This window comes from Pseudomonas sp. OV226 (assembly GCF_003148705.1).
GTDB lineage: Bacteria > Pseudomonadota > Gammaproteobacteria > Pseudomonadales > Pseudomonadaceae > Aquipseudomonas.
This window is the reverse complement of the sequence record NZ_QGGS01000040.1, coordinates 1-13,673: the sequence shown is the minus strand read 5'-3', so window position 1 is coordinate 13,673 and position 13,673 is coordinate 1. Positions and strand designations below refer to the sequence as shown.

General features: G+C 55.0%; 15 protein-coding genes and 6 pseudogenes. 2 read left to right on the top strand and 19 right to left on the bottom strand.

What is annotated here, in order from left to right; genetic code table 11:
* Nucleotides 1-35: 35 nt before the first annotated feature.
* From ltrA to C7534_RS31745, 6 genes are all read right to left on the bottom strand, one after another.
* A complete protein-coding gene (ltrA, locus tag C7534_RS31770) occupies nt 36-1,481 on the bottom strand; it encodes a group II intron reverse transcriptase/maturase (RefSeq protein ID WP_256594862.1) in 1,446 nt (481 codons plus the stop codon).
* 119 nt (nt 1,482-1,600) lie between these two features.
* Nucleotides 1,601-2,182: a DUF3592 domain-containing protein gene (locus C7534_RS31765; RefSeq protein ID WP_109788218.1), complete on the bottom strand. Its 582-nt coding sequence runs from the start codon at nt 2,180-2,182 to the stop codon at nt 1,601-1,603.
* Nucleotides 2,183-2,314: 132 nt separating this feature from the next.
* A complete protein-coding gene (locus C7534_RS31760; RefSeq protein WP_109788225.1) occupies nt 2,315-2,785 on the bottom strand; it encodes a hypothetical protein in 471 nt (156 codons plus the stop codon).
* A gap of 9 nt (nt 2,786-2,794) precedes the next feature.
* The gene (locus tag C7534_RS31755; protein WP_109788217.1) at nt 2,795-3,007 is read right to left on the bottom strand and encodes a hypothetical protein; all 213 of its coding nucleotides are present in this window, start codon (nt 3,005-3,007) and stop codon (nt 2,795-2,797) included.
* Nucleotides 3,008-3,082: 75 nt separating this feature from the next.
* Complete coding sequence (locus C7534_RS31750) at nt 3,083-3,457, bottom strand: hypothetical protein (RefSeq protein WP_146206228.1); 375 nt, start codon at nt 3,455-3,457, stop codon at nt 3,083-3,085.
* 308 nt (nt 3,458-3,765) lie between these two features.
* Nucleotides 3,766-4,188 (bottom strand): hypothetical protein, encoded by a 423-nt coding sequence (locus C7534_RS31745; RefSeq protein WP_109788215.1) that lies wholly within the window; start codon nt 4,186-4,188, stop codon nt 3,766-3,768.
* 761 nt (nt 4,189-4,949) lie between these two features.
* On the opposite strand from C7534_RS31745, the gene C7534_RS33070 reads away from it, so the two are divergent.
* The gene (locus C7534_RS33070; protein WP_256594861.1) at nt 4,950-5,174 is read left to right on the top strand and encodes a penicillin acylase family protein; all 225 of its coding nucleotides are present in this window, start codon (nt 4,950-4,952) and stop codon (nt 5,172-5,174) included.
* Between the two features lie 672 nt (nt 5,175-5,846).
* Here the strand turns inward: C7534_RS33070 and C7534_RS31735 are convergent.
* A pseudogene (locus C7534_RS31735) lies at nt 5,847-6,284 on the bottom strand (IS21 family transposase); the annotation flags it as partial.
* 335 nt (nt 6,285-6,619) lie between these two features.
* A pseudogene (gene nadE, locus C7534_RS31730) lies at nt 6,620-7,096 on the bottom strand (NAD(+) synthase); the annotation flags it as partial.
* On the opposite strand from nadE, the pseudogene C7534_RS33065 reads away from it, so the two are divergent.
* Nucleotides 7,089-7,308: pseudogene (locus tag C7534_RS33065) on the top strand (SOS response-associated peptidase family protein); the annotation flags it as partial. The pseudogenes nadE and C7534_RS33065 overlap by 8 nt on opposite strands.
* 38 nt (nt 7,309-7,346) lie before the next feature.
* On the opposite strand, the gene recA reads toward C7534_RS33065, so the two are convergent.
* From recA to C7534_RS31680, 11 genes and pseudogenes are all read right to left on the bottom strand, one after another.
* Nucleotides 7,347-8,390 carry a recombinase RecA gene (recA, locus tag C7534_RS31725; RefSeq protein ID WP_109788213.1) on the bottom strand — a complete coding sequence of 348 codons (1,044 nt, stop codon included), beginning with the start codon at nt 8,388-8,390 and terminating at the stop codon, nt 7,347-7,349.
* A gap of 126 nt (nt 8,391-8,516) precedes the next feature.
* Nucleotides 8,517-9,014: pseudogene (locus tag C7534_RS31720) on the bottom strand (ATPase domain-containing protein); the annotation flags it as partial.
* 83 nt (nt 9,015-9,097) lie between these two features.
* Nucleotides 9,098-9,598, bottom strand: coding sequence for a CinA family protein (locus C7534_RS31715; RefSeq protein ID WP_046029637.1), 501 nt, complete (start codon nt 9,596-9,598; stop codon nt 9,098-9,100).
* Between the two features lie 162 nt (nt 9,599-9,760).
* Complete coding sequence (locus C7534_RS31710; protein ID WP_109788212.1) at nt 9,761-10,324, bottom strand: glycoside hydrolase family 19 protein; 564 nt, start codon at nt 10,322-10,324, stop codon at nt 9,761-9,763.
* Between the two features lie 64 nt (nt 10,325-10,388).
* A complete protein-coding gene (locus C7534_RS31705; protein WP_109788211.1) occupies nt 10,389-11,405 on the bottom strand; it encodes a phage tail protein in 1,017 nt (338 codons plus the stop codon).
* A 9-nt stretch (nt 11,406-11,414) separates the two neighbouring features.
* Complete coding sequence (locus C7534_RS31700; protein WP_109788210.1) at nt 11,415-11,627, bottom strand: tail protein X; 213 nt, start codon at nt 11,625-11,627, stop codon at nt 11,415-11,417.
* Nucleotides 11,620-11,847, bottom strand: a pseudogene (locus C7534_RS31695) (phage tail protein); the annotation flags it as partial. The gene C7534_RS31700 and the pseudogene C7534_RS31695, both read right to left, overlap by 8 nt.
* Nucleotides 11,845-11,934, bottom strand: a pseudogene (locus tag C7534_RS33190) (phage baseplate protein); the annotation flags it as partial. The pseudogenes C7534_RS31695 and C7534_RS33190, both read right to left, overlap by 3 nt.
* A 10-nt stretch (nt 11,935-11,944) precedes the next feature.
* Nucleotides 11,945-12,556 carry a phage baseplate assembly protein V gene (locus C7534_RS31690; RefSeq protein ID WP_109788208.1) on the bottom strand — a complete coding sequence of 204 codons (612 nt, stop codon included), beginning with the start codon at nt 12,554-12,556 and terminating at the stop codon, nt 11,945-11,947.
* Nucleotides 12,557-12,559: 3 nt separating this feature from the next.
* A complete protein-coding gene (locus C7534_RS31685) occupies nt 12,560-13,081 on the bottom strand; it encodes a hypothetical protein (RefSeq protein WP_109788207.1) in 522 nt (173 codons plus the stop codon).
* A 47-nt stretch (nt 13,082-13,128) separates the two neighbouring features.
* A complete protein-coding gene (locus tag C7534_RS31680; protein ID WP_109788206.1) occupies nt 13,129-13,479 on the bottom strand; it encodes a phage holin family protein in 351 nt (116 codons plus the stop codon).
* Between the last annotated feature and the right edge of the window lie 194 nt (nt 13,480-13,673).

Genomic DNA, 13,673 nt, shown 5'->3' with positions numbered 1-13,673 from the left:
CTCGCCTTACAAGCCCATGAATACTGGGCTAAGGGTTATGTAACTGAGTTTCTGTTACAAAGTCGCAGTATTTGAAAGCCACCGTTTCTGTTGGTACTACAACAGTGTGTGAAGCCCAGGAAGTCAAAGGCCTGCGGTTTACCTAAACCTCGCTTCCTACGATTTCTCGCAGCAAAACGACCGAACTCAATCAGTCGTGTTTTCGAGGCGTTGAGCGATAAACCGAACTTGGCCAACCGTTCCTGCAACTGCACCAGAAACTGCTGAGCCTGCACTTTCGTCCTGAAACCCACCACGCTGTCGTCCGCGTAACGCACGACAATTACATCGCCACGGGCATGCCGCTGGCGCCATTGCCTTGCCCACAGATCCAGCACGTAGTGAAGATAGATATTCGCCAGCAATGGCGATATCACTGCGCCTTGGGGCGTCCCCTTGGTCGCAGCCATCCTACGGCCATCTTCCATAACACCCGCCTGAAGCCATTTGCAGATAAGCCCGAGCAGGCGCCGGTCTGCAATCCGGTGTCCCAGAAACATCAGCATCCATTCATGGTCGATCTCATCAAAGAACGACGTGATATCCGCATCCAATATCCAGTTCACCTTCTGGCCCTTCAGCGCGACCGTCAACGCATCCAGCGCATCATGCTGGCTGCGTCCCGGCCGAAACCCGTACGAGAATCCCAGAAAGTCCTCTTCATAGATCGCATTCAGAACGGTAACGACTGCCTGTTGTACGATCTTGTCCTCCAGAGAGGCAATGCCCAACGGGCGTTGCCTGCCATCGGCTTTGGGAATGTAGACCCGCCGCGATGGCGTTGCTCGATAGGCTCCACCGTGGAGCCTTGCGTGCAAATCGGTTACCCGCTGGAGAAGACCTTCCTCGTATTCCCGCCACGACATGCCGTCCACGCCTACCGCTGCATCGCGGCGCAGGGCATAGAAACTCTGCGCCAATAACTGCGGTGTGATGTGGTGCAGCAAAGCCGTGAACTGCATGCCCTTGTTCCTTCGGGCTGCTTCACGTACACCTTCAAGTCCCATCGACGCGCAACTGATCCGGCTCAGTGTCCGGGGCGCGGGAGGCTTGTTGGTGTTTCCCTTGGCTACGTCCCTTTCCTCCACTATCTCCGCAGGGCCAGACCCTTTGTTCGATGGCTTCTCAGGTACTACGGACGTATCCGACTTCTCGGCGGCGTAGACAGCAGGGTTACGGCTTTTGGCCTTTCCTGCTCCGCCCGGTGCTTGCGCACCGGGCGCCGCTGAGATCTCCCAGTTTCCGTGCGAAGGACTTCCCGACGTGCACAGGGTCTCCGACCGCGCGGGATCAGAGCATGACTGGCGTATAACGCCATGCTCCGTATTGCCTTCTGCTTCGCTTAACAGCATCGGCATCCCGAATTCCTGATTACGCGGCTCAATGGCTGGCCCATCGGTTTCCCCTGTCAATGCTTCACCCTGCACCTCACGGTGCAACATGCATGTCTCGGGGCCTGGTTGATTCGCCGTTTCTTACCAGTATCGAACTTTCATCGACTATCCTCCGCCAGTTCTTACTGGCGCACTATGCGACTGGTAAAGTTATCTGACGTATGCCCTTACCGTCCTCGCAAAAAAACCGATCGCTGTCTCGCACGCTTGGCAATGCCCACAGCACCGATTCCCAGCCCAACGAAACTGAGAATGAGTATATATATCGCGTCCCCCATCCTGATTGTCGACCCATCGACCAGTAGCACATAAGTAGGATCGCTTGTGTCGTACTGAATTTTGGAAGTTGAACCGATGGTTGGCGGCTCATTAAAGAAGCGGTTCTCGGTTTCGGCCATCACTCGCTGCCCTTGCGGTGTCTCGAATGAAACTTCTGGAAAATAACGAGACCCACCCTTACTGTTTAATACGATTCGGAAATCCTCGATCCGAGCTTCAACCACGGAAGAAGTATTGAGACTAAAACTGATTTGCTCATTGAGCATGCTAACGCTGAATATGTAAGCGCATCCACTCGGGAGCAGCACAAAGATCACCCACAACCACCACTCCCATGGTTCCTCATCGCATGGCCGTCCACCGGCAATCTGCTCGGTGATACCGTGCTCTCCACCTGAATACCAAGCGGCGTGCGTAAACAAAAGGATGAGGGCTATTGCTGCCAGCGTATATATGATGAAACCAATCATTTGATATCAACCAAAAAGTCCACTTGCTCCTTACGGGGCCCACTTTCCGTGAGCTGCCGGCATTGCACTATTGACGAATGTACCCGTAATGGGCGTTTCGGGGTTTTAAGTCCAACGGAGCGGAAACCTATGCTAGGCCAACCCATCCACTGCGTTGATCAGTATCTGGCCTTTGGCAGTCAGCTGACTCTGGCGCAAGATTTCCTCCACCAGGCCTTTGCTTTCCATGCAGGTCCACGCTGAACTGGGCTTTGGCTTCATCCAGCGCTGTCGTGCTGCCTTCAAGGGGGCACCGTTATCACCAAACAGCACGGTCGGATCCTTCCACCCGTGTCCTTGATCGTTGTATTTCTCCGCCGTCCCACCAATCAGGCTACCGATATTCGGGTCACCGCCGGTCATCGCCGCCGACAAGCTCAGGCCCGCATCGGTCACCAGTTGCCCGCCCTGGTTGTCGATCCAGCCACTGCTACCAATGCTCAACTGGCCAGCGCTGGACAGGCTGCTGCCCAAGCGATTGGTCAGACTGGCGACGCTGACGCTGAGCACCGCTTCACTGCTGAGCAGACCTTGCGTGTTGTTCAGGCCGCCACTCAGTTTCACCGTGAGGTTTTACTGGCTGCGCAGAGTGCCCGCGACGTTGTTCAAGTTCGTGCCGCTGACGCTCAGCTCTTGTGCGGCGTCTTCCTGGTATTGCAGATTCGCTGGGGGGGTATATCCGCTCCAGGCGGATCGCTCCGGCTTTGGTGTGCAGCCCAGCAGGGTCATTACCGTCAGCAGCATCCCCCACGCGAAACACCAGGTTCTCGATGTATTGCCCTTCATGTGCAGTGCCTTTATCTCTTGTTCTTATAGGGTATATGGCTTCAGGTACCGCTACCGCCGAGCTCCATCAGAGTCCTACAGGAAAGCGCTCAGGCTGAAATAGATCGGTGCTTCGCGCTCGGTCAACGCAGCGGGGCGTTCCCGGGAATGGGCAAAGGTCGCGCTGGCTGCGAGGTGCTGCCCCCGCGCAAACAGCTCCACGGAGTTGCTGGACAGACATCCATGCTGCTCAGCGGGCGCCACTGGCAGGGCCGGTTGAGCCGCTTTACCCGGCAGGGCTTTGAGTTCTTTGAAGCGGCGCTGCTGCTGTTCCAGCAAGCGTTCCTGGTGCTGGCGAATCAGCTCCTGATCACCCGGTGTCTCGGCAACAGCTTGTGTAGCGTTAAGCCCACTCAGACCAGCCAGTATCATCCATAAAAAGGGCTTCATTCTGAGGTGAACTGAACGCATGCGCATGACATCCTTGTCGAAGACAGTTGAGCTGAACCAGCCAAAAAACAGGAGGGGTGTAGGGGCCGACCGTCGCGGAGTAACGTCTTTTATTGATCGAAAACTTGCAGGGTTGGCTGACGGTGATCACTTGCGCCCCTACCAAAAGTCGATTTGAAATACTTTGGGGTTCAAGTCGCCTTACCCGGTAACGTCAACTTGAGACCATCAATTTGGGAAACATCGCCCGCCTGCGCAAATCTAACGAGCGCTTACGTCAGCGCTTAACTCTGCGTAACCCTGCTAGGGTCGCCGAGCATCCGCTGGACTCAAGCACTCAGTCGCGCCTTTATAAGACGTGTTGCCACTCGGCGATCGATGCCGAGCTGGCAAGCGATTTGACTAGCGGTCATACCAGCCCGCCGCAGGCTCTCAACCTGCCGCGAGACCTCTTCGCGCTTTTGAGCTGCGCTACTGACACTGCCCCGAAGGTTGGTCTTCATAGGTGGCGTCACCAACGAAGACTGACCGACGAACAAGGGCAACTCCACAATTCGGCCACCCTTTGCCAAAAACTGCGCGATGTGAGTCGCCAGCTCCTCGCGCTGGATTTCGATCTGTCGCTTGGGCGGGCACTGCTGGCCTTCGTTCATGTGAGTTTGCTCCACTTCGCCGATATATTGACTGCAACCAAAAAAACGGACCTTACTTAATTTAACGGCTGATGCTTGAACAACTTCCTGAAATTCCATCTACACGCCGTAAGCCAAACTCAATCTAAAACCTAAAGCAGCGGTACATGCAGCATGGCTGCTGTGAAAGCCACGCAGAGCACAACAAACCAGAAACACTCCACCAGCGAAAATCGACTTACTTACCTCACGATCAATCAGCAAGGACAGCGCAAAAACAAAGCAACATAAAAAACAGCCGCCAACACCTCACCAGGCTCAATGCGCAAACCTGCAAGCGATACATATGGTGTCAGCAGCGAATTAGTCAGGCCCCATAAGATGATCGTTCATTAGCCTAACTGCGTAATCATATTAAAATATCGACCGCTCACGCCAGCCAAACCACCGAATGCGCCATCCGGCATAAACAAGCTGCTGATTTGATCATCAGGGTTTAGTGCAACTCTGATTATCAGGCAGCCCCTAAAAGCAAAACAGCGAATGCCCGGCATCGCTGAAGTCTTAGTCGGCCGAGCAAAAAAACTTACAGCGCCTGCTGAATTCATTCACGGGCCAGTGAATTTCGACAATCGCTAAGCAAAAAGCTATTTGACGTCCCGCTAGAACACCTGATACGTTTTTTTGCGCACGGAAACAATGTTACGTATCGCAAAATAATAATTAGAGAATTTTATGATTCCACTCATACCTTCACGATTCGCCGTTCAGCTTTCCATCACCTGTCTTCCCGCCTCTCCATTTTTTCCGCTCAAGCGGCTGATGTCGCGATCAAACTTGACGTACGGTACCGCCCATGTTTATCCAATGAGGTTTACGGTGTGTTCTATGGCTATGGCTATGGCTATGGCTATGGCTATGGCTATGGCTATGGCTATGGCTATGGCTATGGCTATGGCTATGGCTATGCGATCGCTCAGGATCGCCAGTATCAACTGGAGATATCCCGACTCAGTACCCAGGATCGGGTGGCGCAGGCTTTGGACAAGGACTACGTAAACTTTGACATAGGCATTCGTAAAAATTATCGGCATGGGCTCTTCTGACTGCCCCTCCCCCTGCTTAGGGACGGTGCTACGCGCCGCTGGTTGGGTATCGAGGACAGCTGACTGAACTCTACCCACGAAGAGCCACCATCGGCAGGGCGAGCCACCTCCCCTCTACAGCACCGCTATGGTCGTCGGGGCGGGCCCGCATTACCTACAGCAGCTCGTATCGCGCCGGGTCGAAAGAGCGTTGTTTTATTCTTTTTGCAGGGCATGCTGCTTCGGATCGGGCGACCAAAAAAAATCAGTTTTTTGTTGTCCGTCCTGACCATTAATAGCAGCTAGGGATGCCGATAAAATCGTACACGTGAGTGACACCGGTCCTGGCGTCGCCAGTTCCGCACACGCCGTAAGACTTAACGCGTAAAAGACTAGGTATTGGCTCTATGCGACTGCAGCCGTACCCGCACGAACTGAGACGCAATGAGTTTTACAGTCGTACGAAAATGTTCATCCGCTCCTGGCAAACTGAAAGTTTCAGAGGATTTGAAGGTGAGACGGGATTTCAAACGTTTGTTGCCGCTCATAGGATTCTCGAAAAGTTAGCTTATGAATACTCAAACGGATCAATTTCGAGAAACCTTTAGCGGATTTCAGAATATTTTTATCAAATAGGTCTGGCTGGGTGGATAGCGCACGGTGTAGCCATCACGGCAGGCCTTGTGCGCCAGTGACCGGCACGTTTTGGCCGGCATAGTCGACGAACAGTTTTTCTCCAGCGCGATATTTCTGACGCATGACCACATCGACCTTGCCGGCCAAGAGGCGATAGTGCTCGCAGTACCAGCTGTATTGAAAACCTTGCGGGTGAGCGAGTCGGTACTCTTGCCAGAGCAGAGCCAGAGTCACGCCGGGGCGGCGCAGTTCGGCATGCGCCCAAGCCCAATCAGGCATTGGCCTATGATCGCTGGGAACTGTTGGTGCTGGCGGGAACAGGCATCGCTCCAGCTCGGCGTCCGACAATGATGTCGGCCAAGTCAGCCCGCAAGCGTTGAAACGGTGCAGGTAATTGCCGGCACTGCCGCTGCTGATGCGCAGGCTGGCGGCGATCTTGCGCACGGACAGGCCGGCGTCGAACTTTAGGCGTAGTACCTCTCGGATTTTACGCATGGATAAACGCTCCACGACGACCTCTTCGCTTCAATAAAAGAGGCCGATGGTAGTGAATAGTCCTGCGTCGCTGCCTGCCTGAGCGTGGGTCGGATCAGTTAGAAATCACTGTCCAAGTGCTCGTGAAATCAGTGTCCAAGTGTTTGTGGAATGGGTGTCCAAGTGCGCGTGGAATCCGCACCAAACCCATGGAGTTGTCCTGGTGCCTCACCACGTACATACGGTATCAACCTCATGCTACCTAGCTGCACTTCCTCCGCCGTAGTAACCCAAGGTAGAAAAAACAGAACAGACATGTCATGTCCTCGATGCGCACATCGATGATGTCGCAATCATCAAATTGCCAATTGAGCAAACATGATTGACCCTAGACTAAAAGCCGAGTCGACCGGATTTCGGAATGCACCAAAACCTCGCCCTATCATCCTTGGCCCTACTGCAACCTGGCGCCGCTTGCTGTACTCATTCAGGTCAACAAGACGGATCACCTTGCGCACGATCTCTTCATCGAAGCCTTGCTCAGTAATCGCATCGGCTGAAACATTCTCCTCAATGTACAAGCGAAGGATTTCGTCGAGGACTGGATATGGAGGCAGAATCCTCGCCCTTCTGGTGGGGGCAAGCACTGCCGAAGGCGGACGATCTATCACGCGCGGGGGGATGACATGTCCAATTGTGTTGCGGTACTCGCAGAGGCGGAACACCAAGGTCTTAGGCACATCCTTCAGAACGTCAAAGCCACCAGCCATGTCGCCGTAAAGGGTCGCGTACCCGACAACCATCTCACTCTTGTTGCCAGTAGTCGTGATCATCACGGCGGCAAGCGATGTAGGCATGGTCGATATTCATTACCGAAAGCCGCTGGTGTTGGCACCTGAGTTTGCTAATGAGTGGATTGAGCTAGGTCTATCGCCAGGATACGCTGAGGAGATTGCAAAGGAGTGCTGTCCTACCGACCGAAGAATTCGAGTGGTTTCCGGTTGGCCAGGCGGTCGGAAATGTTCGAAATCAGGGGCCGGAGGTTTTCCGATTTGGTCAGCCTATACGAAAAGCTCATAACGATCAGAAATCGGCTGCTGGCTCTTCTTCTGGCGCTGGGGTGCTGGTTTCTGCTTGCTTCTTTGGCATCATCTTATCGCGGACAAGGCCTTCAATTTTATCCATTGAAGGTTTGTTATCCATCAACCACTTCATGGTATTAGCCTTGCCTTGACCGATTTTACTGCCTTCAAAAGCATACCAAGCGCCTGATTTCTCGATAAAACCGTTAGCAACCGCTAGGTCTACAATTTCACCTGCCTTGCTAATCCCTTGACCGTAGATAATCTGGAACTCGGCCTGACGGAACGGCGCAGCCACTTTGTTTTTAACAACCTTGACGCGGGTTTCGCTGCCCGTTACTTCGTCGCCTTCTTTCACCGCGCCAGTACGACGGATGTCCAGACGAACCGAAGCGTAGAACTTCAGGGCGTTACCACCGGTGGTGGTTTCCGGGCTACCAAACATTACACCAATCTTCATACGAATCTGGTTGATGAATATACACATCGTGTTTGAGCTTTTAAGGTTGCCCGTAATCTTACGCATGGCCTGACTCATCATGCGCGCGGCCAACCCGACGTGCATATCGCCGATTTCACCTTCAATTTCAGCTTTAGGTGTAAGAGCTGCAACAGAGTCGACAACAATTAGATTAACTGCACCAGATCGTGTAAGGATATCTACGATCTCAAGTGCCTGCTCTCCAGTGTCCGGCTGAGAGCACAAAAGTTCATCAATATTAACGCCAAGTTTAGCTGCGTAGACTGGATCAAGTGCATGTTCAGCATCGACAAACGCACACGTCAAACCTTGGCGTTGCGCCTCAGCAATAACTGAGAGTGTCAGCGTAGTCTTACCCGAAGACTCAGGCCCGTAGATTTCTACAATACGACCGCGCGGTAAACCACCAACACCAAGAGCGATGTCCAGACCAAGAGATCCTGTTGATATGACGTCGATATCCATAGTGCGGTCTGTACCTAGCCGCATAATGGAGCCTTTACCAAACTGCTTCTCAATCTGAGAGAGAGCAGCTTCTAATGCTTTGCTTTTTGCCTGATCCATTCTGACCGACCATCCGAATTAGTTATTAATCGAATCTTACTGATTAGCTTAGGGCGTGTCCCTACGACAGGGAAGGGATACCTCCTAAGTGAACCAAACCTACGCTGCAATCCCAAATACTGCTTCCTGCAGGCCGACGTGCATGTCGCCCATTTCGCCTTCGATTTCTGCCTTTGGCACCAGTGCCGCCACGGAGTCGACGATGATCACGTCAACCGCGTTGGAACGCACCAGCATGTCGGTGATTTCCAGGGCCTGTTCGCCGGTGTCCGGCTGGGAAACCAGCAGGTCGTCGACGTTGACGCCCAGTTTGCCGGCGTACTCAGGATCGAGCGCGTGTTCGGCATCGACGAATGCGCAGGTCGCGCCAGCTTTTTGAGCCTGGGCGATCACGGACAGTGTCAGTGTGGTTTTACCGGAGGATTCAGGACCGTAGATTTCAACGATACGACCTTTTGGCAGACCGCCAATACCGAGCGCGATGTCCAGACCCAGAGAGCCAGTGGAGATGGATGGGATCGCCTGACGGTCCTGATCGCCCATACGCATTACGGCACCCTTGCCGAATTGACGTTCGATCTGACCCAGGGCCGCAGCCAAGGCTTTCTTCTTGTTGTCGTCCATTAAAGTCCTCACGTAATCAATAAGGCCTGACGGCCAACACCTGTATAAGTAGCCAGTATTATTCCACAGCGATTCAGGATCGCCTACCCCTGATTTGAGATTTCTGCGGCGGCATGGCGCAGCAGCCCCTCTAGCGCGGCCTTCACCGTTTGTCGGCGGACCTCATCGCGGTTTCCAGGGAAGTGCTGGACCTCGCTGAACACCTGCTCACCGACGCCCCAGGCCAGCCAGACCGTGCCTACCGGCTTGCTTGCAGAACCGCCATCCGGTCCGGCCACGCCGCTGACCGCCACGGCAAAATGCGCCCGGCTTTTTTCCTGGGCGCCGCGAACCATCGCCTCGACCACCTCCCGACTGACCGCCCCCACCGTCGAAAACAACTCGACCGGCACGTTCAATTGCTGGGTTTTCTGCCGGTTGGAGTAGGTGACATAACCGGCCTCGAACCAGGCCGAACTCCCTGGAATACGAGTGATTGCCTCCGAGATACCGCCACCGGTACAGGACTCGGCAGCCGTGACGTGAGCATTGAGCACCTGCAAGCGCCTGCCCAGTTCTGCGGCCAGTTGGGTAATTTCTTTCACGGTCATCTCCTGAGCGAGCGCAAGCGGAATGAGCACTACCGTACACGAGCATATCGCGCTTGCAAGGCGCAGGATCAATCAAAATGTGAGGGGATGAGGGCTCTGATACAGGCCTGACAAACCTGCAACGCATTCAGTGCGTGATCGTCGGTGTTGGTTGATTCAAACCGAAGGCTGGCATAACACCGCCCTCGCCCGCGCCCACAGTTGCAGGCGATCCTGCAGACCGTTCAATCCGCCATTGATGCGCCGGGTGATGCTGTTGAACTGGTCGCGGTCAGCCAGTTCGTTAAGGCCGTTTTGCTCCCAGAACCAGGCGGCCGACTCGGCTGCCCATTGGGGCTTTTCCAGCAGCTCAGGGATGAACAGCAAACGATCATCGCCGAACAGTCCGAGACTGCATTGGCGGTAGTTGTCGCGGCCGGTGATCTGAATCAGGCCTCGACCCCGGTATTTTTGACCGTCACCGTCAAGCGCGAGGGTGTTGCCCAAACGAGCGGCCAACGTGCCGGTGTCGTATTTGCTCAGATACTGATCACTGCCGAGTTCACGCACGTATTGCAATTGCCCGGACTCATGGCCGACTTGGGCGAGAAAGGCAGCGATGCGTTTGGGGGTGTTGATGTTGAAGCGGGACATGGCTGTATTGAGGGCAGAAATGAAAACGCCCGCTTGGGTGCGGGCGTTGGGCATGATGCTCAAAAGCTGTTGAATGGTAAACGTCATTGAAGTCCTCTTTCGATATCCAGGTGACGGTTGATGCGAGGCAGCTCTCCTCCGATATCGGACATTACTGCGTAGGGTCCAGACAATTGGCATCAACAACGCACTGATAGCTTTTTTCCCGACTACCGCTTGCTGTCAGCTTGGTGACCGCCCAACGACCTTGCATGATTCGTGGCCAACTGGCATCCAGCCGAATCACGCCCTCCGCGCTCAATTCCGGGGGCCCCGGACAATTGATTTTCAAATTGAATGCAGCACGCTCCAGTCGCCGTAACTCACCCTCTGCAACGGCCAGGGCCTGATCATGATTCTGACTACGCAAGCGAAGGATACGAAACGGTGAAAGCCCCAATTTGACCTTACGCTCGATGCCCGCCGTCGCATCCCACCAGGTGGCGATACACCCTTTGTATTTCGACTGACTTTTCTCATTGATAACAGCGCTGGTGAATGACCGATCACCTGGACGGTTGTCCGTTGTCACCGAGAGCACCACTTCCGTCAGGGTCTTGCCGGAAATAGATTTCAACTGGCCGCCCTTTGCCAATACGTACAAGCCGTTCACCGGTTTCGTAATCGCCCCATATATGCTCGCGACCCGCGTCAAAAAACCCATGTCCGTCTCGTTGGACTGGTCGATGTGGTCAATCCTTTTGGACTCAAGCTCGGGTGCCACCCGCGGCGAAAACCCATGCTTCATCGTCAGTTCACGAAACAACGCACCGAGCGTGATGGGGCCGTCACTGGCTGATCTGCGTTGCTTGAAGCCGGTTTCATCCGCTTCACTGAACGGCGCGGACATGGCGATGAGCGACACCTGAAGGGGATACAGAACAGGGCTGCGCTGAGTGATGACAAAGACACCTTTGTCGACTAGTCCAGACTCCTTGTAACCCACTAGCAAACCAATCCTCCCCCCAAGACTGGGCAGCCCCTCAAGCCCCTCGACATCAATGAGGAGTTTGATCTGATCAGACTCGATGCCGGAGGAATCGATATGTTCCCATTGGATCAACCGCTCATTGAGGAGTGTGGCGTTAGCACCGTAGATTTCCACGGCCGGCGTAAATCCAAGCGTCATACATCCCCCTTAATCCCAGGCCGAAACCGGGACAGTGACCTTAAGCTGCGTATCAACCTCGGGCACCGTTACCCAAATCCCCGCGGGCAGCACCGGCCCTTGTTCGGCCAGCAGTGGATTCAGGCGCCAAAGCGCCTCTTCTGTGGCGTCGTCGCACCGTCCGATCTCACGGAACAGCAGGAGATTTACCGAGTCACCGGCAATACTTCTGACCCTACGCATTGGCAAACTCCTTCAGCTCAATACTCCAATTGATCAACATCGCAGTCCCGTCATCAATCACAAAAGTTTGAGTCTCCGTTACATTATCGATCCGCCACAGGCCCCAATTACGCCCAATCCCGTCAATCAATGGCAGAGGCAGGCGCAAGGCCTGCAACGCCCGCAGTTCGTCGAGCCTGTCCATGGCCACTGCGTACATCGCCTTGCCAGTGACGGTCAAGGGAGTGGTCAGCGCCCGGGTCGCGCGCTGTACAAATTGCGGCCAGTCATCGACTGTCACGCCGGTGTTTCTTTCGATTCCGATCATGGAAAACTCTTTATGCAGAGCTAATGACTCGACCCTGGTGATCCACCAATGGGCCGCTCAGATGCACGCCGGCTGCGTCAATCAGCATGCCGACCGCCCCCAATTGCAGCTGGATTGCCTCAGGCGTCATGACCAACTTTGCCTCGCCGATGTTCAGTTCGAGCGATTCGCGAGAGCCGGTGAATGTTGCCGGGCCGTTTTGCCAGCGCAGGGAATGACTGGCGTCGTCATAGCCACTTTCGGTGCCGTCCTGGTAGTGGCGACGCGTCAGCGAAGCCACTGTTGAGGCCGGAGGAAACTGACCACTATTGAGTCCGAACAGCGCGACGGACTGACCGCTGCTCTCGCCCCCCCCATGGTTCAGCAACACGCACTGTTCGCCGATGGAAGGAATGCGCGACTCGCTTTGCGCGCCGGCGCTTGGGTTGAAAAACCGGATAGCCGGGGTCAGCAACTCGCCGTGGCGAACCCAGCACGTGTTGCTGGCGGCATCGACTTGCTCGCACACGCCAATGCGACAGAGGCTGTCGGTACGCCGATTCAGGTCCTCGATCTCGGTTTCCATCTCGGCCAGACGCTCGATAATCGGGCCCAGTTGCTGGCTGATAAATGCATCCAACATGGACTACTCCTCGAGTGCCGTGTATTGGTCCGGATCGTCGATATCCGACACCTCCCAGGTCCGGGCAAATTTCGGCGTGCCCAGCGGGTCGTCGAGCAGTAACGGTCCAAGGTACAAAGCCTGGGTAAATGAAACGGTCCAGGCGTTGTATTGCCGGGTTCCGCTGATGAATGTCGAGGCAACCCCGTCGATGTTCATCGGCAGGTCGCATTGGTCGCGGGGCAGGTTCCAGCGGTTATCGGTGATCAGGTTTTTCAACGCGCTGCCCAGATCACAAGCCTCCAGGCTGGAAGTGGGCAACACGGCTTGCAACGAAACCGTCAGTACATGAGCAATGCGCCCGTCATTGGCGCGTTCACCCAGCGCGTTGCGTTCCAGGGCAATCAAGACCCAGGCCGGATCACCCGTACTGTCAAAGTCTTGAAGACTCCCAACCCTCAAACCGGGAATGGCTATGCGCAATGCCTCGGCAATGACGGTAAACAGCTGTGAAGGCTTTTCGATATTTTCAATAACAACAGGCATCAAAGGCCTCCTGTTCAGATTTCAGCGTGAAGGTCAGCGATGCTTGTTTACTGTTGATCGGGACGAGAATCGCGCGGCGGCACCTCGCAAACCCCGATCCGCTTGGCAGCCCAGCGTTCATAAAGCCCGATGGCGACATCCGCCCCGGCCATCGCGGTGAGGCATCCAAAAGCCCCCGCCGCCCAGATCGACACGCCGGCGGCGTACAGCAGCATGATTGCCGAGACCCCGCAGATCATGCAGGCCCCGGAACGCAAGGCCAGGCGCCGCAGCAGTGACCAGCCGCGAGCGCCGTCCTTGTCGGCGCGCCACATTTCGCCGGACACCCCGCCCACCAGGGCAAGGACGATGACGAGCCAGATCGGCATGTCCAGCAACGCTTGTTGCTCGTTTGTCATGTCACGCCTCCGGGAGTGATTGATGAGTGGTTCTTTAAAACGGTGTTTTCTTGAGGTGCCTGATGGAAGGTAGGCATTCCAAAAAGCCCGGCGTAGTTCCGTAATGCTGTTCACTTAAGCGGAGCAGCCTTACGGTCCACCGGAAACCGGGTTTTTGAAATCTTCACCGTCCTTGGCCTTGAAGGCCTTGGGCG